The organism is Verrucomicrobiia bacterium, assembly GCA_035946615.1.
Lineage (GTDB): Bacteria > Verrucomicrobiota > Verrucomicrobiia > Limisphaerales > UBA8199 > DASYZB01.
On the sequence record DASYZB010000021.1, the window covers coordinates 1 to 20,003 of the forward strand.

The following is a 20,003-nucleotide window of genomic DNA, read 5'->3' on the forward strand; positions in this document are numbered from 1 at the left end:
TTCAGCTTTCAGTTTTTCTGCTTTGTCTTATGATCCTCTTGCTCGGCGCCACCACCTACGTCGGGCAGGGCTTTGCCAGGGCGCTAAGGCGGCGTCGGGACAGCTTTATTCCGCTGTCCCAGAACGCGCTCGACTACACCCGGTTCGAGTTCCTGTTTGATTATGTGAGGAAGATTAAGCCGGAGTTCCTGATCAATGCGGAAGAAAAAGAGGGAAAAGCTGAAAACGGAAAGCAGAAAGCAGAAATGGAAGAGCGGAGTGCTGGAGTGATGGAGAGGTGGAGTGATGGGGGCGAAGCAGAAAGCGGAAAGCTGAAAGCGGAAATAACGCATCACTCCAATACTCCATCACTCCACCACTCCAATACCCCAACACTCCAACACTCCACCACTCCAACACTCCATCGCCCCGATATCGAGCGGATGGAGATGTTCCAGGCCAATACGCTGCTTCCGCAGACCATTGCGCGCGTGTGCGAGTTGACCCGGACACCCTGGGCGCACGTCTCGTCGGGCAGCATCTATGCCGGGGCTAAAATCCTCGAAAACGGCGGCATCCGCATCGAGCGCGATCTCTGCCGGCCCGAGGCACGCCGGTTCCTCGAAGCGCATCCGGAGCGCGTGCGCGGCTTTACCGAACTGGACGAGCCGAATTACTCGTTCAAAGACTCATGCAATTTTTATAGCGGCACCAAGGCCCTGGCGGAGGAAGCCGTCCGCAGCCACGACCAATCCTATATCTGGCGTTTTCATTTGCCCTTCAACGAACTGGATGAGCCGCGCAACTTCCTCTCCCAGCTTCAGGATGCCTATCGCCTTCACGACGTTCTCAACTCGCTCTCGCACCTGGACGAGTGCGTTGGCGCCTGCCTCGACCTGTGGGAACGGCGCGGTCCCTTCGGCGCCTACAACGTCGTCAACCCGGGGGCCGCCAGCACGCACGAGGTGCTCAAGATGGTCCAGCGCATCCTGAAACCGGCGCGCCCGTTGCAACTGCTGGTTTATGACGACGACGGGGCGAATGGGCATGATGGGAACAATGGCAATGGCGCCCTGCCCGAGTGTTTGCTGGACAGCTCGAAGTTGCTAAGGACGGGCATCAAACTGGCTAATGTTCAGGAGGCCTTGGAAAGGGCGCTGAGGGGATGGGAGGGAGCAGGGGAAAGGATGAAGGCTGAAGGATAAATGCTAAAGGGGGAAAAGCGGAAAGCTGAATTTAGCATTTATCCTTCATCCTTTAGCCTTTCAGAATGGAAGGCGGAGGGCTTGGGGGGACAGAATCATGGAAGAATAGAATCATGGGGCTGAACATCGAACGTCCAACGTCGAACGCCCAACATCGAATGGGGGGAGCACTCTGGGACGCTTGGGACGCTCTGGGACGGACATGGGACGGTTGCAAAGTTGAGAATCGCCCGTGTTTACCGGCCTTGGGACGGTGGGACGGCTGTACACCCCCAAGCCACCCACTGCCACGCCTCTTCCAGCGAAGGCGGCCATACCTGACCAAATCCGAGTATTTTTCCCATATCCCCTCATGACCCCAATACTCCAGCAATTCAGCCTCAGGCTGAATGCTGAAGGGGCCAGGGTTGTTTTGTAAATGATTTCCTCCGGCTCAGCGCCCATGTCATCCCCTGGTCCTGGCGTCCCGATGTCTCGTGGTCTGCGCCTTTTGGCGGTTTCCACCGCTGGGCTTGTCCTGTGCTTCGCGAGCCCGCTGTTTGGCCTCGTCAAGCTAGCCCTCCACAGCGAACTCTATTCCCACATCCTGTTAATCCCCTTCGTCAGCCTGTACTTGGTCTGGACCATGGGAATTTTGAATTTTGATTTGCGATTTTTGATTTTTTCCAAAGCAAAAGGCGAGCCGCCTGGCCGTTCACCCCAATCAGAAATCAGAAATCAGAAATCAAAAATCCTTTTGCCCCTCGCAGCCGGCCTACTCTCCATCGGCGCTTATTTGGTCCTGGGCTCACGGATGCATCTCGCGCCGGTGGATTCCCTGTCCTGGACGGTATTTTCATTTTTCCTGCTGTTTGTTGCGGCGTGTTGTTTTTGTTTGGATAGGCAAACCCTGCGCGCGTTGGCATTTCCAATCGGGTTCCTGGTGTTCATCACGCCGTTTCCGGGCGTAGTTACCGACGCGCTTGAAGCGTTCCTGCAGCATCGCTCGGCGGATGCCGCCGAGTTGCTCTTCGGCCTGGTGGGGACGCCCTTGCTCCGGCACGACGTGGCCTTTCAACTACCGGGGTTCAGCCTCCAGGTGGCGCCCGAGTGCAGCGGGATACGGTCCACGCTGGTCCTGTTCATCACCAGCCTGGTGGCCGGCCAGCTTTTTTTAAGGACACCATGGAAACGCGCCCTGTTTGCCTTGCTTGTTGTGCCCCTGGGCATTTTCCGGAATGCATTTCGGATTGTTACCATTGGTGAGCTGTGTGTTCACCTGGACCCCAGCTATATCGATTCGCCGATACATCACCGGGGCGGGCCGGTGTTCTTTGTTATTTCCATGGTTCCCTTCCTTTTGTTACTGTGGTATTTGCGCAGAACGGATATGAAGGGGGAAAGCGGAAAAATGAAAGCAGAAAACTGAAGGCGGAAAGCGGCAACTGCCGCATAAATGCGGCGTTCCAAAACAAAGCGGAAAGCGGGCGCTGCCGCCTAAAGGCGGCGTTCCCGCGCGTCCGGAACGCCGGCTTCAGCCGGCAGCCCCGTCGTCACTGAGGCAGTACTAGAATTCTGATTTTTGAATTTCGATTAGACAGAAGGATGCGGTGGGGCGTGGTGGAGGGATGGAGGGGTGGGGTGATGGGGAAAAGGCGAGAAGATTATGAAACGAGAGAGAGACGAAATGAGAGGATATGCGGCTGGCGGGACCGGCGCGGGTGTGCGACCGGCCCGGAGGCTCGTGAGAGCGGGGGTGTTGCTGGTGTGCGCGGCGGCTCTGCTATGCGCCAGCGGCTGCACCAAAGAGGCCAAGAAAATCCGATACCTCAGCCGCGGCAACTCGGATTTCACGGCCGGCCAGTACGAAAAGGCGGAGATTGAATACCTTAAGGTGCTGCAGGTGGCGCCGGCAAACCCCACCGCTATCTCCCGGTTAGGTTTGATTTACTACGAGCAGGGCCGACTGCCCCAGGCCCTTCTTTTCCTGAAAAGGGCTGCGGAGATGGTTCCAGACGATTCCTATGTCCGGCTTAAGCTTTGCATGGCCGAACTCTCTGTGCGCCAGGTCAAAGATGCGCGCCAGGACGCCGAGCGAGTTCTCCAAAAGCAACACGGCCAGGAGGACGCCCTGTCCGTTCTCGCCGACACCACCTTCACGCCGAAGGAGGTGCAGGATACCACCCAGGAAATCGAGAAACTGCGGCAACAGGACAAAGACCGGCCCGGCTACCATTTGGCGCTGGGGGCATTGCAGATGCGCCGAGGGAATCTCACCAACGGCCTCATCGAATTCAGGAAAGCGCTCGAATTGGACCCCAAATCGGCCGCAGCCCATACGGCCATTGGCGCCATTTACTGGATGAGCAACGACCTTGCCGGCGCCGACCAGGAGTTGAAAACGGCCGCCGACCTTTCCCCACAGCGTTCTGCGAGGCGATTGAAATACGCCGATTTCAAACTCAAGACCGGCTCGGTTGAGGATGCCAAAAAGATTCTGGAAGACATCACTCGCAACGCCCCGGATTATTTGCCGGCCTGGAATTACCTCGCACAGGTGGCCTTTGCTCAACGGAAATTCGACGACTGCGCCGCGCTGCTGCAAAAGGTGCTGACCAAGGACAGCATCAACTACGATGCGGTGTTGCTCGACGCGAATGTTAAACTGAACAAAAACCAGGTCCCAGAGGCGATTGCCGAGCTTGCCCGGCTGAGCAAAGTTTATGCGCGTTCTCCCGAGGTACAGTTTCGTCTTGCCCAGGCGTATCTTCTGAATGGCGATGAGTCGAAGGGGGAAGGTGCGCTTAAGCAGGCGCTGGCGCTGGACCCAAATTTCCCCGATGCGATTCTGGCGGTGGCCGACCGGTCCATACGGAAAGGGGACCCGGTTTCTGCCGAGCTTTCGCTCGAACAACTGATCAAGCGGCGTCCGGATTTGGCCCAAGCCCATTTATTGCTGGCCGCGGCTTATGCGAGCCAGAGGAATCTCGACCAGGCCCTGGCTGTGTATCGCCGGATGCAGTCGCTTTTTCCGAAGAGCGCGCAGGTGCCTTATTTCATCGCGAATGTTCTGGCTGCCGAGAACAAGCGCCAGGACGCGCGCCAGGCCTGCATGCAATCGTTGGAGCTCGCCCCAGATTTCCTGCCGCCGCTCGAAAAACTTGTTGACCTCGACATTGCCGACAAAAAGCCCGAAGCGGCTCTGGAGCGAATTAATGCGCAAATCGAGCGGCGTCCGGCGATTCCTGAGCTGCAGCTCCTGCTGGCCAAGGTTTACCTGAGCCAAACCAATTTTACGCAGGCAGAGGCGACTTTGCTCAAAGCCGTGCAGATGGCCCCTGACCTGCGCACCTCCTATTTGCTTCTTGCGCAGCTTTACGTGAGCTCCGGCAAAGCCCAGCAGGCTCTCGATAAACTCAACGCGTTTGTCGTCCGCACCAATGACGTGCCGGCCTTGATGCAGATTGGCATGATTCAGGAGAGCCTGACCAATTACAGTGCTGCCCGGACGGCATACGAAAAACTGCTGACCGTTAATCCCCGTTTTGCCGCCGCGCTCAACAACCTGGCTTATCTATACTGCGAACAATTCAATGAGCTTGACAAAGCGGTTGGGCTGGCCGAACAGGCGCGCCAATTATTCCCTGCGGACCCCTCGGTCGCCGATACCCTGGGCTGGATTGTCTATCGCAAGGGCGACTATCTCAGGGCGCTCTCACTCCTGACGCAGGCATCCAGCGCGTTACCGGAGGAGACGGAAATAGAGTGTCACCTCGGCATGGTCCGATACCAACTTGGCCAGGAAGGACCCGCCCGCCTGGCGCTGCAACACGCTTTGGAAGGCAAGAAGGATTTCCCGGGCAAGGACGAGGCTCGGCGCCGGCTGGCCATACTGGCGATTGATCCGCAATCGGCGGACCCGGCTGCGCAAGCGCTGCTTGAAAAGCGCATTGCCGCTGACCCGACCGACCCGATCGCCCTTGAGCGCCTGGCCGCTGTCTATAATCGAAAAGGCGAACTGGAAAATGCCGCGAAGGCCTACCTTCAGGCTCTGGCCCAGAATCCCAAGAACATCTACGTGCTGACGAATCTGGCTCAGCTTTATTCCGCTCCTGGGCGGTTGAATGATGCGCAAAAGGCGCTTGACTATGCGAAAGACGCCCATGGCGCGGCGCCCGATGACGCTGTCATTTCCCAGATTCTGGGGCATTTGGTCTGTCAATCGGGCGATTACAAGTGGGCCTCGAGCCTGCTCCAGGATGCCGCGCTCAGCTCGCCTGATCAACCGGCAGTCCTTTATGACCTTGGGCGCGCCTACTACGGTCTTGGGCAGCTATCTTCTGCTGAAAGCGCCATGCAACAAGCGCTCAAGGCAGCGCCACAATTCCCGCAAGCGGAGGCTGCGCGGCGTTTCCTGACGTTGGTTGGGTTGTATCGCGGGGGAGCGGCAGCCGAGACGCCGGCCCCGCAGTTGGCTGAGGTCTCGTCGCCCTCTGATGCCAACTACATTCCCGCGCTCATGGTGAATTCTCTCTTGCAGCGGCAAAAAGGGAATTACCAGGACGCCAAGAAAACGCTTGAACAAGTGCTGGGCCTGAACCCGCTGTTCGTCCCCGCCACCCGGGACCTCGCCATTCTTTGCTTCGACCACTTCCCGGACGACCCGAGGGTCTCGGACCTCGCCACGAAGGCCCGAGTGGCCTTCCCCGATGACCCTGACCTGGCAAAGGTTTTGGGGGTGCTGGCGTACCGCCGCGCTGATTACGCAGCCGCGAACCGCTTTCTTAAGCAGAGCCTCCGGACCCGCCAGGACGATGCCGAGCTTTTCTATTACCTGGGAATGGCTCAATACCAACTGAAAGCCAAAACGGAGAGCAAGGCGAGCCTGCAGCAGGCGCTGGCGCTGAATATCCCGTCGAAGCTGGCGGTGGACGCGAAGAGGGTGCTGGCGGAGATGAAGTGACCAGGAAAGGATGGAGGCTAAAGGGCTGGCAAGAGAGCGAAGTCAAGGGCTTCTCTCTGCCGCCTGAAGGCAGCGTTCCGGAAGGCGGCGTTCGGCATGGCGCACGGAACGCCGCGTTCACGCGGCAGTGCCGTGCCGCAGCCACGGCAGACGCTCATACGCATCCCGCCACCGCGCGCTGGCCCACTGCCACGTCCTCCGCTCAGCCACTAAACCCGCTTTCACCGGGTTGTTCTCCGTGTAGCGCACCGCTCGTTTCAGATGCTCGCCATCGCGGATGAGCGTATCGAAATATTCCCGCTCCCAGAATTTTCCGTTACGGCGCAGCGCCAGATTGGCCGCTCGCGCGCTCGCTCCTTTCCAGAGATTAAGCAGCTTGGAGAGCGGTGTCGCCCAAACGCGCAAGCCCGGATTGTGCGGCGGACCGGTGCGGGCAGGCTGCGGCTGAGATTTTTGCCCAAGCATTGCGCAGAGTTATATGAGCAGAAAGCGAAAGACAATCAATATGAAGACACGATGCTCAATACTCGTTCGATTGACCTCCATCGTGTTCCTGGCTCTTTGGGCAGTAGCGCCACTGGCTTCTGCTCAATCCCGGCCAAGTCTTGGGCTGCGATTTTTCGCCGGCCAGCCGACTGTGGCCCTGAGCGGACAGGTGGGGACGGTCTATTCGATTCAATACTCCACCGGCCTTTCCCCCACGAACCAGTGGGTGGACCGGACGCTGCTGCAAGTACAGGGTGTCAGCAATGTTTGGACTGATCCGTCGGTGCCTTCGGCGGGGCAACGATTTTATCGTGCCGTACCCGTTCCCGCAGCGGCGGACACCAACCTGGTGTTCATCCAGCCGGGAACGTTCACGATGGGCAGCCCGACCAACGAGGCTTTACGAAATCCGGATGAGACCCAGCACGTCGTGACAATTAGCCGGGGGTTTTGGATGGAAAAATATCTGGTAACGCAGGGCGACTACCTCGCGGTAGTGGGGAACAACCCAAGCTACTTTGCGTCCGCGAACGGATTTCCCGATGACCTGGCTCGTCCTGTGGAGCAAGTGAGTTGGTATGATGCGACCAATTATTGCGGCATTCGGACGCAGCACGAGCGGGCGGCGGGGCTGATTCCAACGAATTATGTGTATCGGTTGCCGACGGAATCGGAGTGGGAGTACGCGGCCCGGGCGGGGACCACGACGGCCTTTTATCTGGGAAGCGGGTTAAATTCCGGACAGGCAAACTTCGACGGCCAATACGAATATGATGCCTCGGCGGGGGACATCTTTAATCCGAGCGGAATCCACCTTCAAATGACTACTCTGGTGGGGAGCTACGCAGCGAATGGGTGGGGAATGTATGACATGATCGGGAACCTGTGGGAGTGGTGTCAGGACCGGTATGGCGCGTATCCCGCCGGCGCTGTGATCGATCCGCAGCCTGTTACGGGCTCGAACCGGCTGCTCCGTGGCGGCTCTTGGAACATTTACGGGCTCTTCTGCCGGTCGGCGCAGCGCAACGGCGGCACCCCTGCTGGGGCGTTCAACCGCGGCATCGGTTTTCGGGTGGGGCTGGCCCCAGGTCAGCCGTGAACGCGAACGGTCAGGGGGAGCTGGCGGCAGATGCGAAGAGGGTGCCGACAGAGTTGAGGTGAGATAGAGAGGCAGAATCCGGTCAACCCCGGCGAGGGTAGCCACGAATTGAAGACCGGCACTTGTGCAGGAAAAGAACTGGAAGGCGAGGAGACGGCTGATTCACGCCAATGAGCGGCTAATCGGCTGAATGGAGTGTTGCATCGCATAAGACCCTTAGAAACAGCGTGTTATAGCATGTCGGAAGGGATTACACTTCCCCTTTCAGCCGGAAATGCCCCGGAAAAGCCACTTTTTCTGGGGTATCGGCCTACTTCTCCTCCTCGACCTCGCCTAATGGTTGCGGTTCCGTCGGAAACATTTACATTTTTCATCGTATAATTTGCGATATTTCTTGTGAAATGGGTTTTTTGTTTGCAATTAACATGCTGTGTACGTGCATATTACGACATTACTCAAGTTGGAATGAGAGCAGTTGGCTTGGAGGTTGCTTATTACCCCTAAAACTGTAGAGCAGAAACCAAGAACAAACGAAAGAATCGAACTAAAATGAAGAACAACATTCTTAAATATCTAACATGTTCAGCGATGGCGCTGGGTCTTGCTGGCACCTTGCAGGCGAATCAGATAACTGGTGGGCTGCACATGACAGGCGTGGCTACCCTTGATAACGCGGACCTAGGGTCTGCTACGCAAGCCACAGCGTTCGCAGGAGTAACAACGCAGCCCCTGACGGCCTCCGGTTCCTATTTTGGAATACTCCAGGACACCGTCACATTCAAGCCGTTCTCCTGGAATCCATCCTCCGCTCCTATCAACACGCTGTGGAGTTTTGCAGATGCCGGAACAGGATGGACCTACACCTTTGACTTGGCTACTTTGAGTGTGGCGAGCCAGAGCAGTTCGTTCCTCAATATCACAGGTGACGGCACGCTGAACATTACGGGTAGTGGCTCTCCATATACTGCTACTAGTGGCAGTTGGTCGTTCACCATCTCCAACCCCGGCGGCGCCTCGAACCCTACGTTTAATTTTGGGTTTGATTCAGCCAATAACGCACTTCCCGATGGTGGCACCACCGTGCTGCTCCTCGGCGCCGCCCTCTCGGGCCTTGCGCTGATTCGCCGGAAGCTCGCCTAAGCGGGCAATCGTGCTGAAGGTTTTCTGTTCTACGCAGGCAGGAATGAGTGTTCCTGCCTGTTTCTTGCTTTTTGAAGGGGCTTTGGAAATGGAGTGGTGGAGGGATGGAGCGGTGGAGGGGTGAGCCGGGCGTTTTGGCGTTGGACCGTTGGAGCAAAGGGCGGTTGTGCGGGGCGGTGCGGGGCGGCAATCAGTCGCAGCCTTGCTCCCGGCCACTGCGCGCTGCTCACGCTGCCGGGGGCAGGGTGGTGGGATGCGCGTTGGCCCGCAGCCAGCGGGTTTACTGGCGTTTGACGGAGCGGTGAAGCAATTCCTTGCTGGCGCTGGCGCCTGCTGCCGAGTGCTCGAGCAGCGACTCATAAACCTCGAACAAATGCGGCGCCTCAGAGCCATGGCCCGCCTGGATGAAAGCGTCGTAGGCCTTAATGAGGGCCTCGAGTTGTGGGTGCATTAGGGAAGGCGGCTTGCGGCGTGGCGTCGGCTTGGGCGTCTGATAGGTCGTCATGGACCAGCCCCCAGGACTCCTCCAGTTGCAGCAAACGCCCGGCAACTTCGGGGGCGAATTGGCGAAGGGGAAACTCCGGATCGTTGACCAGGGCCTGGAGTAAACGGGTCCATCGCAGCATCCAGGTTAGGGCGCGCCGATGTTCGGCTAGTTGTTCGGGGGAGGTCTGCCGTTCGAGTATCTCGCGCCGTTGCCATTGGCGGAAACCGTCCACAGCTTTAGCCCAGGACTCAACCATCTCTCGCGCAGTTTGCTGGCTGGCCAAGCCCGCGGGCCCAAGCTCATTATCAATCAGCATCGGGATGCCGTTCATAAGAATAGAATCGCAGACCGTGCGGAACAAAGCAAGGAGTGCAATGAGACGATGGGGCGTTGGGAAGCGGTGGAGCGATGGAGGAGCGTGATGGAGTAATGGGGTGATGGAGTGATGGGGTGATGGGGGTTGATGGGGAAAAGGGGGGCGACAGCATTCCAACACCCCAGCACTCCAATGCTTCTCATGCTTCTTTACGTCTTTATGATTCTGTCGTTTCATGGGGCAGTGAATTCATGAACCTTCCTGTCATATTGGCGTGGGGCGGCGCGGTGCTGGCTGGGGGGATTGGGCTGGCAAGCGTCTTGAAGGCCGGGCGTTCGGTTGCGCGCTGGTCGTTTGCGGCGGGGATGGCGGTGCTGGCGGCTGAGAGCGTGTTTTCAGGGCTCGGTGCGAAGGCGGGGTTGCCTGGGGATGTTGCGTATTGGGAGGATTGGCGGGCCATAGCGATGTCCTTTTTGCCTGGGGTGTGGCTGGTGTTCAGTCTGAGTTACGGTCGAGGGAACAGCCAGGAGTTTCTGCGGAAATGGGTGGTGTGGCTGGCGGTGGCATTTGTGGCGCCTATCGGCCTGGTGGTGGTTTTTGACGAGGAACTGCTGGCGTTGGTGGCACGGTCAGATGCCGGCCAGGGCTGGCTGCTGCGCCTGACGACGCCCGGGCTTGCCCTCGAGTTTTTTGTGCTGGTAAGCGCCATCCTGGTGCTGATGAATCTCGAACGCACCTATCGCGCGGCGGTGGGGACGATGCGGTGGCGGATCAAGTTCATGGTGATTGGGCTTGGGATACTGTTTGCGGTGCGCGCCTACACCAGCAGCCAGGCGCTGCTGTTCCGGTCGATTGACCTGTCGCTCCAAGGAGTCAATTCCGCTGCCTTGCTGATGGCCTGCCTGCTGATTATCCGGTCGCTATTTCGAGCGGGGCATTTCGAGGTCAGTGTTTATCCGTCTCAATCAGTGCTTCAGAACTCGTTCACCGTGCTGATTGCCGGCGTGTATCTGATGATTGTGGGGGTGCTGGCCAAGCTGGTTGCGTTTCTGGGAGGCGCTGCGTCGTTCGAGTTGAAAGCGTTTTTGATCCTGGTCCTGGTGGTGTTGCTGACGGTGGCGCTGTTGTCTGACCGAGTCCGGCTACACACGAAACGCTTTATCAGCCGCCATTTCCAAAGGCCGCTATACGATTACCGTACGGTCTGGCGCACGTTTACCGAGGGGACGGCGCGACGGGTTGAGCAGGGGGAATTGTGCGGTGCGGTTGTGAAGCTCGTGTCGGATATTTTTCAGGCATTGTCGGTGTCGGTGTGGCTGGTGGATGAGCGAAAGGAAAAGCTGGTATTTGCGGCCTCGACATCGCTGTCGCAGGCCAAGGCGGGCCACGTGACGTTGGAAGCGGCGGATGCGGCGGATGTCATCGGGGCGCTGAGCAAACAACCCGAGCCGGTGGATATCGATGAGTCGAAGGAGATTTGGGCGGCGGCGCTGCGCCGGGCGCATCCGGAGGAATTCCCGACGAAAGGGGGCAACCGTGTATGCGTGCCGCTGCTTGCTGGGGGCGAGTTGCTGGGTGTGCTGATGTTGGGCGATCGGGTGGGGGGCATTTCGTTTTTGGTGCAGGACCTGGACCTGCTGAAGTCGGTGTCTGACCAGGCGGCGGCGGGTTTGTTGAATATCCAGTTATCGCAAAGGTTGTCGCAGGCAAAGCAGTTGGAGGCGTTTCAGGCGATGTCGGCCTTTTTTGTGCATGACCTGAAGAACACCGCCTCGACGTTGTCGCTGATGTTGCAGAATCTGCCGGTGCATTACCAGGACCCGGCGTTCCGCGAGGACGCGTTGCGCGGGATTTCAAAGACGGTGGCACATATCAATGACGTGATTAGCCGGCTGACGGTGTTGCGTCATGAATTGGGGGTGCAAGCGGTGGAATGCGATTTGAATGAGTTGGTTGAAGAGACACTTAAGACACAGGAACAGGCCGCCGGGGTGCAGTTGGTCAAGGAGTTGAGGCCGCTGCCGAATGTGAGAGTTGATCCCGCGCAAATCCAGAAGGTAATCACGAACCTGGTGCTAAACGCGCGTGAGGCTGTTCCGGCGGGCGGGCGGGTAAAGGTGGAAACGAGCCAACGCAATGGTTGGGTTGTCTTGAGTGTGGCGGATAACGGCTGCGGGATGCCGGCGGAATTTGTTCGCAATTCGTTGTTCCGTCCTTTTCAGACGACCAAGAAGAAGGGGATAGGGATAGGGATGTTTCATTGCAAGATGATTGTGGAGGCGCATCGGGGAAGGATTGAGGTGGAGAGCGAGGTGGGGAAGGGGACGGAGTTTCGGGTGATGCTGCCGGTGGACCATCAAAGCGGAAAGCAGAAAGCGGAAAAAAAGATGGAGGGATGGGGATTTTAGAATTTTGATTTTTGATTTTCGATTGGGACTGCGGATTGCGCAGATGTTGTGGGCTCGAATGGGAGGCGGCGCGTCAGCGGGGAAGCCGCATTATTCTGGCGCAGCAGCGTGGACATTCTGAGGCGAGGTAGTACGCTAAGCGGTATGAACAGTAATTCTGCCCGGGCAACCGTCTTGGGTGCACCCGGCGGCGAGGACCAGGGCTGGGTCGAGTTTCGGGAACAATGCCGGCGTCAGATGCAACGGCCCATGGATGCGCGTATTCGGTATGGTTTTTGCCGGATGTATAAGCCGGTCCTGGACGACGCTCCATGGCGGGCCTTTGATACGTTGACGGAGTATCGGGCCTGGTGCGCAGCCAATCTTCCGAGCTACCTCGGGTTCAAGCCCGCAGCGAAATGACCCGCCGGCAGTTTCAACCCGAGCAGGCGCGCGCCATTGCCGGGGCATTTGAAGGCGCCGGGGTCGATTATCTCTTCATCGGCAAGAGCGGGGCTGTCCTCCTGGGGTTCCCGGGCATGACCCAAGACGTGGATGTATTTGTAGCTCGCTCGGCGGAAAATGGCCGGCGCGTCGTGGCCGCCTTGCAGAGGCTCGGGTTCGAGCTCAGCCCTGAACTGGAACAAGCCATCGTAGCAGGAAAAGATTTCGTTCAAATCAAGACCGGACCTTTTGACGTGGATTTGATATTCGCGCCCGACGGCATTCCAAGTTTCGAGGCGGCCAAGGCCCGGGGCCTTAACGTCGAGGGTTTCCGCATTGCAAACCTCCGAGACATCATCGCCAGCAAACGGGCCAGCGGCCGCGAAAAGGACCTGTTGGATATTGAGTACCTTGAGCGCTTTCGAGAGGAGTATGAAAAGCTTCACACACCGCCGTTGCGGTCCGCTCTGGATGTTGCCAAGGAACGGAAGAGCCGGAGGAGATTTTAGATTTTTGATTTCCGATTTTTGATTTCGGAAGCTCGGATTTCGGAGGACACGAATTTTCACGCATGAGGAAAAAGCGGTGATGAAGGGGTGGAGAAATGGAGTGGTGGAGTGATGGAGGCAATGGAGTGATCATTACGGCTTTATGATTCTGTCGTTCTGATATGAAGCTGCCGAAAGGCTGAGGAACCGCGGAATACGGAATACGTGCAAGGGGAGAGGAATTCTGGATTTCAGATTTTCAGAAGGGATGAAAGGGAGACAAGGGGCCTGGAGGGGCGCGTGGAGTGATGGTGGGGCATCCCCGTTTTTTCCGCTTCTGCTTTTTACAGTTTCAACCAGCGTTTGAGCGCGGCTTCCACTTCGCCAATGACGCGAGCGTCAAACCTTCCGGGAGCTTTGCGGACGAATTCGGTGAACTTCACCGGCTGGATGCTTTGGGCGTTGATGTAGCTTTGCTCGCGCAACCAACGCACGCGGGGCAACGTGACCTCGTACGGTGTGTCCTCGAATTGTTTGGTGATCAAAACCACGCTGGCCAGCGCAAGCCGGGCATCACTTTGAGCCGCCAACACGAGCGCATAACGCGGTTTACCAACCAGGCCCAAGTCAATGAACCAAACTTCGCCCGGTTGGGGAACAGTCGTCATGCTTAAAACTCGTCAGCCAGCGCATTGCGACGGGCGACAGGGCTCAAAACCTCATCTTCCGGGCTGTCTGCCTGGACAGGGAACGGGATTGCCCGGCGCTTAATGATCTGTTTGTAAAAAAGTTCCAATGCGGCCCGTGGTTTCAGTCCGATCTCTTCCAAGACGGCTTCAGCTTGGCGTTTGAGTTCGGGGTCAATACGGCTTTTGGCAATTGCGCTCATGTGCCCAATGTGGCCCAAATGTGGCCCTTTGTCAAAAGTAGAAAGCACAAAAGCGGAGGACACGATTGCCCGAATTCTCACGAATGAAGAAAAGCGGAAAGCGGGAGGGGATTTTAGAATTTTGATTTTTGATTTTCGATTGGGACGGCGGATTGCGCAGGGGGAGACGGGGAGGATTGTCGAGGACATAGGATATCAGGATATCAGTCCTTGCAAACGGGGTTTTTTGGCTAACAATTGAGCATGAAGCTTTCCGTAACGCTTGATCGCACCAAGCTGGGAATTCCGAGGCGAGCCGCTGCGCGATGCCATTCAACTCGGCGAATGCCCGGATACTCCATCACTCCAATACCCCAACACTCCATTACCCCACCCTTTGTTTGCCGATGAAACCCAAGCTTTTAATTGTGGATGATGATGAGGAGATACGGGCGCAGATGAAATGGGCGCTGGTGCAGGATTATGATGTGGCCCTGGCGGACGATCGGCCCAAAGCGCTGGAGTGTTTCAAGGACCAGCGGCCACAGGTCGTGTTATTGGACCTGGGTCTGCCGCCCCAGCCGGGAACACCGGAGGAGGGCCTGGCAGCGCTCGCGGAGATGCTGGTGTTGGACAAAACTGCGAAAATCATCATTGTTTCGGGCCAGGGTGAGAAGACCAACGCGCTCGAGGCCATCGGCGCGGGTGCTTACGATTTTCTGACCAAGCCGGTTCAGCTCGAGGAACTGAAGGTCATCCTGAGGCGGACCTTTCATGTTGCGGGTTTGGAGCGCGAGTACCGCGAGCTGCAATTGCGGCTCCAGGCTGATACGTTCGAGGGCCTGCTGGGCACCAGTCCGCAGATGCAGCGGGTATTCACCTCGATTCGCAAAGTGGCTACAACGGAGGCGCCGGTTCTGGTTCTGGGCGAGAGCGGGACGGGCAAGGAGATGGTGGCCTTGGCGATACATCGGCGAAGCGCGCGGAAGGATGGGCCGTTTGTGGCGATCAACTGTGGTGCGATCCCGGAGACCTTGCTCGAAAGCGAGTTGTTTGGGCATGAGAAAGGGTCCTTTACCGGGGCGCATGCGCAGCGGAAGGGACGGATCGAGAGCGCCGGCGGCGGGACGCTGTTTCTCGATGAAATTGGGGAGATTCCTCTTCAGCTCCAGGTCAAGCTGCTGCGCTTCCTGCAGGAGCAAAGCATCGAGCGCGTCGGTGGCCGCCAAACGATCCAGGTGGACACCCGGGTCATTGCCGCGACGAACGTGGACCTTAAAAAAGCCGTTGCCGAGGAAAAGTTCCGCGAGGACCTTTATTACCGCCTTGCCGTGGTCGTGGTGAGCCTGCCCCCCCTGCGCGAGCGCGAGGGCGATCTGCTTTTGCTGGCCCAGGAATTCCTCCGCCGCAACGCCGCGGCGAGCGGGAAAGAGGGCCTGGGTTTCGGCCAGGCTGCGGTGCGCGCGATCAATGCCCACGCCTGGCCGGGCAACGTGCGCGAGCTTGAGAACCGGGTGAAGCGCGCGGTGATCATGGCTGAGAGCAAGCGCATTGCCCCTGAAGACCTGGAACTTGAAAACCCCGTTTCCCCGGCCGCGAGCCTCAACCTGAAAGAGGCGCGCGAAGCGGTGGAACGGGATATTGTCAACCGTGCGCTCCGTAAACACAACGGCAAGATCACCCCCGCCGCCGCCGAGCTGGGTATCAGCCGGCCCACGTTTTACGAGCTGATGGAGAAATTAGGCATCGGACGGGCTGAGCATGAGGGGAAAACGACCGAAGCAGATGAAAAGCGTGGGGCCTGAAGGAGTGATGAGCGGTTTATCCGGCGTTGAATTGAGGTGAAAAACAGTTTCTGCGGGTTAAGACCTCCCTGACTCTCAGGACTGGCTTTCTTCTATCGAAATCAACCTGGACCTCCAGGCCAAGTCGCCTCCGCGCCGATGTCGAGGCGACTCTGATTAATAGGGGGCTACGGCGAACATCGCCGCGCTGAGTTGTCCTGAGTGCGGGTCCGGGGGATCCCAGTTAACCCTTGTGCTCCATATTTGCGGAAGCGTCGGCTACGATTACAATGTCCGGTCATCGTGCAGATCCCTATCCTTCAGGTGGTTAGGTGATTTTCTGCAACTTTTTGCTCGATCTGTCGGAAAACCTTCCACTTTGTCACCAGGTTTGAGTCGTAACAGCCACGCCTTCAGAAGCTTATCAGCCTGTGCATAAAAGCTTTACGATTTTGTGTTAATAATTGGCACGCTATCGGCTGCTGAAGCGTGGGGGATCGCGTGGTTGAAGGACAACAATTCGGAAAAGGGCAGGAAATAAAGGTCGAAGGTGAAGTAAGATGAAAAAACAAATCTTTGGGCCGCCGGTCGTTGCGCTATCCGTGCGGTCATCAAACTCTCTTCTGGCGGCGGCGGTCTTGGGTTGGGTCGTTGTAGTGCTTTTCGCCATAACGTCGCAACAAGCTCCGGCGGCAACTTTTGATCTAGGTAGCGCAAACGGCTTTGGGATTCTGGAGCTTGGGAGTGCGAGCCAAGGTTACAATGTTAGCTTGGCCCAGGGTGGCCAAGCCGGGAAAATCAACGGGAACGTCGGGATAGGCCCAAAAGGCAGCATCAGCGATAACGCGGGGCTGCCCCCGACAAGCGAACCTATTAACGGCAGCGTCTATCTTTATAACAACGCTTCGCAAAGCGGTCTGGTTGCTGGGGGAAACGTTTCTGGCACGATTAACCAGGGACTCGCGACTGACGCTTATCTCAACGCGGCTATTGCCAGCGCGCTAGGTGTCGCTTCGTCCGCGCAGTCTGGTGCCATCTATCACACGGACATCACCGCCGGTGGAACTATTAGCACTCCAGGCGATTACAGCTTAAGCCAAATCAACCTGGGAAATCACGCCGTCCTGACTCTCCAAGGCTCGGCTAGTGACTACTACATCTTTAACATCTCTGATAAATTGGTTCTCAACAGCGCATCTATTGTGCTGAGCGGCGGCATAGGCGCTTCGCATGTGCTCTTCAATCTTACTGGCACGGGTGGCTTTTCGGCGTCGGGGGGCATCGCCAATGGTCTGAATCCTCCGGGTGACGAGTCTGTTCTGTATGGCGTTGTGCTGGCGCCGGACTCTCAGATCAGCCTCACGCCAGGCGCTGTTGTTGGCGAGCTCATTGGCGGGATGAATATCAATATCGCTTCTGGTGCTTCTATCGAGGTTTCCTCGGTTCCGGACGGCGGGAGTTCACTGGTTCTTATGGGAATGGGCCTCGGTCTCCTGGGGCTAGTTAAGGCGAAGCTTATCAGTTAAGGTTTCAACATCCTCTCCGGAAACCGAGCCGGCATTTGCCGCCCGCTCGTATTTGCGTACGTCGATGTGCTGCCCGCAGCTCGAAGCGCTGGTTCGATTTTAGAGGGGGCAGCGGAAACCAAGAGGATGGCCTGATGACCGTTTGCCACTACGCCCGAAAGGGCAGGTACATTGGAAGTCATTGGCCCAATCATGTTCGCGCCTCTGCTCTACTCGGCGAAATTAGTGTCTCGCTCCGCCCGGTCGGTCCGGGCGTTGCTGGCGCGGATTTCGGCGATGTCCTCGTGAATGGCGGCAATCATGAGGTTTGCTCTGGTCGATGAATCGAGTCAGGGCAGCATCGAGATTGGTGACATGCTCTTCGGTTAGCGCGCGAACAAGCTATTCCGGGCCGACGTGGAAAGAAAGCTGAAAGCGGAAGCGAGGAGACACGAATTGCACGAAGGGGAAGGAGAAAGCAGAAAGCTGAAAAGTCCTTAGTTTTTCGTTTCGCCTTCAAAATTTCTGCTTTCCCCCGTAGGGAAGGAAGCGCAAAGCAGGAGCGGTGGGACACGAATTACACGAATTTACACGAAGGGGAAGGGGAAAGCCGAAAGCAGAAAGCAGAAAGCTGAAATCGCGTTACATCGGGTTAGGCCTCCAGTCCTGAGTTTTTCGCTCGCCTTCAAAACTTCTGCTTTCTGCTTTCGTTTTCCCCTCTCGCGATTGTCAGGGGAGACTACAGGATGGCTTTTTGGTCGTAAGTCGCTGGGATGGGCCTTATTATGCAGAGAATCGAGGGTTCAGCGGGTGAAAGCGTCGGAAATATTTACAATTTCGACAGGAAGGTCGCTTTGAGAATGGGAAATTCAGGTGATAGAATTGTACCTTCAAGTCATTGCGGTTGTGAGCTGTATGCGTTTACACCTCAATGTTTCGGCTCTTGGTTGCGATGTTGGCACGGACTGTGCGTCAGATGGTTTTGAACCTAAACGAATATCGAAACAAAACGACTTAAAGGGCAAGGACGAGAATGAAAATGAGAAATGTAATAATGGCGGTGGGCATGATTGGATGCGTGGTCGCCTTGGCCGCGCAGCCAGCCAGTGCTGATCAAATTACTTATAGCCTGGGGATCGCAAATTTCTCAGGCTACCCAGCCCCCTTCGGCAGCGCGACCGTGACTTGGAACACTACCACCACCGCCACAATCGAGTTCGACGCCAACTCAACGGCGCTTTACCAATATTTATTTGGGGGCACTGGAAGCGTTGCCGTCAACGTGAACGCAACATCGTGGAGCCTTGGCACAGTTACGGGGTCGAATCCGACCGGTTTTGGGCCGACGAGTTACAGCAATGGCGGCAGCGGCAATGAGGACGGATTTGGAAGCTTTAACCAGCAGATTAAGTCCGGCCAAAATGCTTACACGGACGCGTCCACCAAGATAGTATTCGGCCTCACGGATACTTCTGGAACGTGGGCTAATGCAGCCAGTGTCCTGAGCCCCAACGGGTCCGGCTACGTCGTGGCGGCCCATATCTATATCGCGGGTAATCCCGCCAGTCCTACGGATGCCGCATTTCTAACCGGTTTCGCGGTCGACGGCGGCTCCACCTCTGTTCCGGACGGTGGCTCGACAGTCGCCTTGTTGGGCGTGGCGATGCTGGGCATCGGCTCGGTTCGCCGGGTATTCAGCAAGAAGTAACCAACCTTCTCCTTTTCAACAGGCGCAGAGCTCAGTTCTGCGCCTTTTTTGCTTTTTGGGTACCCGGGGCACGACGGTCGTGGCGCACATACTTGCCTGTGGCGTGGGTGAAAGCAGAAAGCACAAAGCAGAGAGCAGAAATTGGGGTTGAGTTCACGGGCAACCATTGAAATGAGTTTCGATTTCCCCCTTTTGCCGTTATTTTACTCGGAATGCGCGCTGAAACCGACAAGCTCAAGCTGGAAGCTTTCATGTCTGCCTTGGGAAACCGCGTGCGCGGAGAAGGCTCCATTTATTTGACTGGCGGCGCTACTGCCGTTTTGCACGGCTGGCGCCCCATGACCATTGACGTGGACCTCAAGGCCGACCCGGAGCCACCGGGATTTTTTGAAGCGTTGGCGCTCTTGAAGGATGAATTGGACATCAACGTGGAACTGGCCAGTCCCGACGATTTTATTCCTGCTGTTCCCGGTTGGCGCGAACGCAGCCTCCGGCAGGAAAAAGGCGATGCCTACTCGCGATATAACGCTTTGCAGCGAGAATTGGTCAGCTTTGAAATGGCGCTGGATCGTAAACAGGGGAGAGCCAAAAGTTGAAAGGTGAAAGCGGAAAGCTGGGAGGGCAGAATCATTAGAACGCGTTTTGAAATCGTAGCAGCCGACGCAGGGAGGCTCCAATTTCCTGCAGAATCAGAACGATCAGCGACCGCTTGCCAACTTCTGTGGAACGCCAACCGTTATCCGTAATTGCGGGGGCGGATTCCGTAAACGCTCGTATCGCAACGGGTTGCATTATTACGGCTTCAGCACTTATGTTAGGCGGAATGTCGTTGCCTGCCTTTAACTTCCAGGCCCCTTCTCGTCCGTATATTGGCAGAACCTGCTTGGCGCTGCTTGTGGCAACGCTCGTGGGCTGGTTCGTCCTGGTTATGGGGCAGACCTTTGCGAATGCCCAAACGAACTTCCAGCGGATACTGTCGTTTGGGCCGGTGGCGCAGTTGGGGAGTTCGCCTCGGGCGGCGCTAATGGAGGGGAGTGACGGGATGCTGTATGGGACCACGTACGCGGGCGGGAGCAATAATATCGGGACGGTGTTCAGGATTGCAAAGGATGGGAGTGGGTTCGGGGTGCTGCACAGTCTTTCCGAGGGGTCCTATCCGTATGCG

At 57.2% G+C, this 20,003-nt stretch carries 18 protein-coding genes; 13 read left to right on the forward strand and 5 right to left on the reverse strand.

Annotated features, from left to right (window positions below):
* The 3 genes from VG146_03250 to VG146_03260 all read left to right on the forward strand — a co-directional run.
* A partial coding sequence (locus VG146_03250) for a hypothetical protein (protein HEV2391359.1) occupies positions 1 to 1,184 on the forward strand: 1,184 nt, incomplete at its 5' end.
* Positions 1,185 to 1,653: 469 nt separating this feature from the next.
* Complete coding sequence (locus VG146_03255) at positions 1,654 to 2,592, forward strand: archaeosortase/exosortase family protein (protein ID HEV2391360.1); 939 nt, start codon at positions 1,654 to 1,656, stop codon at positions 2,590 to 2,592.
* A 237-nt stretch (positions 2,593 to 2,829) separates the two neighbouring features.
* On the forward strand, positions 2,830 to 6,126 hold the full coding sequence (locus VG146_03260; protein ID HEV2391361.1) for a tetratricopeptide repeat protein: 3,297 nt from the start codon (positions 2,830 to 2,832) through the stop codon (positions 6,124 to 6,126).
* Between the two features lie 117 nt (positions 6,127 to 6,243).
* On the opposite strand, the gene VG146_03265 is transcribed toward VG146_03260, so the two are convergent.
* Complete coding sequence (locus VG146_03265; GenBank protein HEV2391362.1) at positions 6,244 to 6,591, reverse strand: hypothetical protein; 348 nt, start codon at positions 6,589 to 6,591, stop codon at positions 6,244 to 6,246.
* Positions 6,592 to 6,631: 40 nt separating this feature from the next.
* On the opposite strand from VG146_03265, the gene VG146_03270 reads away from it, so the two are divergent.
* Entirely contained in the window at positions 6,632 to 7,711 is a 1,080-nt protein-coding gene (locus VG146_03270) for a formylglycine-generating enzyme family protein (protein ID HEV2391363.1), read from the forward strand.
* Positions 7,712 to 8,299: 588 nt separating this feature from the next.
* Complete coding sequence (locus VG146_03275) at positions 8,300 to 8,851, forward strand: VPDSG-CTERM sorting domain-containing protein (protein HEV2391364.1); 552 nt, start codon at positions 8,300 to 8,302, stop codon at positions 8,849 to 8,851.
* Positions 8,852 to 9,131: 280 nt separating this feature from the next.
* On the opposite strand, the gene VG146_03280 is transcribed toward VG146_03275, so the two are convergent.
* Together VG146_03280 and VG146_03285 are read right to left on the reverse strand one after the other, a co-directional pair.
* A complete protein-coding gene (locus VG146_03280) occupies positions 9,132 to 9,302 on the reverse strand; it encodes a hypothetical protein (protein ID HEV2391365.1) in 171 nt (56 codons plus the stop codon).
* Positions 9,274 to 9,669: a hypothetical protein gene (locus VG146_03285; GenBank protein ID HEV2391366.1), complete on the reverse strand. Its 396-nt coding sequence runs from the start codon at positions 9,667 to 9,669 to the stop codon at positions 9,274 to 9,276. The genes VG146_03280 and VG146_03285 overlap by 29 nt, the downstream gene beginning before the upstream one ends.
* A gap of 236 nt (positions 9,670 to 9,905) precedes the next feature.
* Here VG146_03285 and prsK point away from each other — a divergent pair, with 236 nt between their 5' ends.
* The 3 genes from prsK (at position 9,906) to VG146_03300 (ending at position 12,994) form a co-directional block, all read left to right on the forward strand.
* The gene (gene prsK / locus VG146_03290) at positions 9,906 to 12,062 is read left to right on the forward strand and encodes an XrtA/PEP-CTERM system histidine kinase PrsK (GenBank protein HEV2391367.1); all 2,157 of its coding nucleotides are present in this window, start codon (positions 9,906 to 9,908) and stop codon (positions 12,060 to 12,062) included.
* 144 nt (positions 12,063 to 12,206) lie between these two features.
* Entirely contained in the window at positions 12,207 to 12,464 is a 258-nt protein-coding gene (locus VG146_03295) for a hypothetical protein (protein HEV2391368.1), read from the forward strand.
* Positions 12,461 to 12,994, forward strand: a complete 534-nt coding sequence (locus VG146_03300) for a hypothetical protein (protein ID HEV2391369.1) — start codon at positions 12,461 to 12,463, stop codon at positions 12,992 to 12,994. Before VG146_03295 ends, VG146_03300 begins: the two co-directional genes overlap by 4 nt.
* Positions 12,995 to 13,317: 323 nt before the next feature.
* On the opposite strand, the gene VG146_03305 is transcribed toward VG146_03300, so the two are convergent.
* On the reverse strand, positions 13,318 to 13,641 hold the full coding sequence (locus tag VG146_03305; GenBank protein HEV2391370.1) for a type II toxin-antitoxin system PemK/MazF family toxin: 324 nt from the start codon (positions 13,639 to 13,641) through the stop codon (positions 13,318 to 13,320).
* Between the two features lie 2 nt (positions 13,642 to 13,643).
* Positions 13,644 to 13,862, reverse strand: a complete 219-nt coding sequence (locus tag VG146_03310; GenBank protein ID HEV2391371.1) for a type II toxin-antitoxin system RelB/DinJ family antitoxin — start codon at positions 13,860 to 13,862, stop codon at positions 13,644 to 13,646.
* A gap of 386 nt (positions 13,863 to 14,248) precedes the next feature.
* On the opposite strand from VG146_03310, the gene prsR reads away from it, so the two are divergent.
* The 5 genes from prsR to VG146_03335 all read left to right on the forward strand — a co-directional run.
* Entirely contained in the window at positions 14,249 to 15,646 is a 1,398-nt protein-coding gene (prsR, locus tag VG146_03315) for a PEP-CTERM-box response regulator transcription factor (GenBank protein HEV2391372.1), read from the forward strand.
* Between the two features lie 539 nt (positions 15,647 to 16,185).
* On the forward strand, positions 16,186 to 17,151 hold the full coding sequence (locus VG146_03320) for a hypothetical protein (GenBank protein ID HEV2391373.1): 966 nt from the start codon (positions 16,186 to 16,188) through the stop codon (positions 17,149 to 17,151).
* 1,018 nt (positions 17,152 to 18,169) lie between these two features.
* Positions 18,170 to 18,838 carry a VPDSG-CTERM sorting domain-containing protein gene (locus VG146_03325; GenBank protein ID HEV2391374.1) on the forward strand — a complete coding sequence of 223 codons (669 nt, stop codon included), beginning with the start codon at positions 18,170 to 18,172 and terminating at the stop codon, positions 18,836 to 18,838.
* 212 nt (positions 18,839 to 19,050) lie between these two features.
* Positions 19,051 to 19,434 (forward strand): hypothetical protein, encoded by a 384-nt coding sequence (locus VG146_03330; protein ID HEV2391375.1) that lies wholly within the window; start codon positions 19,051 to 19,053, stop codon positions 19,432 to 19,434.
* 299 nt (positions 19,435 to 19,733) lie between these two features.
* Positions 19,734 to 20,003, forward strand: a 270-nt coding sequence (locus VG146_03335; GenBank protein HEV2391376.1) for a choice-of-anchor tandem repeat GloVer-containing protein, incomplete at its 3' end; no start/stop codon positions are given.

What these genes read in the sequence shown, in the direction of transcription:
- VG146_03275 (HEV2391364.1), top strand. Translation starts at nt 8,300, where the DNA reads ATGGCGCTGGGTCTTGCTGGCACCTTGCAGGCGAATCAGATAACTGGT.
- prsK (HEV2391367.1), top strand. Translation starts at nt 9,906, where the DNA reads ATGAACCTTCCTGTCATATTGGCGTGGGGCGGCGCGGTGCTGGCTGGG.
- VG146_03300 (HEV2391369.1), top strand. Translation starts at nt 12,461, where the DNA reads ATGACCCGCCGGCAGTTTCAACCCGAGCAGGCGCGCGCCATTGCCGGG.
- VG146_03305 (HEV2391370.1), bottom strand. Translation starts at nt 13,641, where the DNA reads ATGACGACTGTTCCCCAACCGGGCGAAGTTTGGTTCATTGACTTGGGC.
- VG146_03285 (HEV2391366.1), bottom strand. Translation starts at nt 9,669, where the DNA reads ATGAACGGCATCCCGATGCTGATTGATAATGAGCTTGGGCCCGCGGGC.
- VG146_03310 (HEV2391371.1), bottom strand. Translation starts at nt 13,862, where the DNA reads ATGAGCGCAATTGCCAAAAGCCGTATTGACCCCGAACTCAAACGCCAA.
- prsR (HEV2391372.1), top strand. Translation starts at nt 14,249, where the DNA reads ATGAAACCCAAGCTTTTAATTGTGGATGATGATGAGGAGATACGGGCG.
- VG146_03330 (HEV2391375.1), top strand. Translation starts at nt 19,051, where the DNA reads ATGCGCGCTGAAACCGACAAGCTCAAGCTGGAAGCTTTCATGTCTGCC.
- VG146_03260 (HEV2391361.1), top strand. Translation starts at nt 2,830, where the DNA reads ATGAAACGAGAGAGAGACGAAATGAGAGGATATGCGGCTGGCGGGACC.
- VG146_03270 (HEV2391363.1), top strand. Translation starts at nt 6,632, where the DNA reads ATGAAGACACGATGCTCAATACTCGTTCGATTGACCTCCATCGTGTTC.
- VG146_03280 (HEV2391365.1), bottom strand. Translation starts at nt 9,302, where the DNA reads ATGCACCCACAACTCGAGGCCCTCATTAAGGCCTACGACGCTTTCATC.
- VG146_03255 (HEV2391360.1), top strand. Translation starts at nt 1,654, where the DNA reads ATGTCTCGTGGTCTGCGCCTTTTGGCGGTTTCCACCGCTGGGCTTGTC.
- VG146_03295 (HEV2391368.1), top strand. Translation starts at nt 12,207, where the DNA reads ATGAACAGTAATTCTGCCCGGGCAACCGTCTTGGGTGCACCCGGCGGC.
- VG146_03320 (HEV2391373.1), top strand. Translation starts at nt 16,186, where the DNA reads ATGAAAAAACAAATCTTTGGGCCGCCGGTCGTTGCGCTATCCGTGCGG.
- VG146_03265 (HEV2391362.1), bottom strand. Translation starts at nt 6,591, where the DNA reads ATGCTTGGGCAAAAATCTCAGCCGCAGCCTGCCCGCACCGGTCCGCCG.
- VG146_03325 (HEV2391374.1), top strand. Translation starts at nt 18,170, where the DNA reads ATGAGAAATGTAATAATGGCGGTGGGCATGATTGGATGCGTGGTCGCC.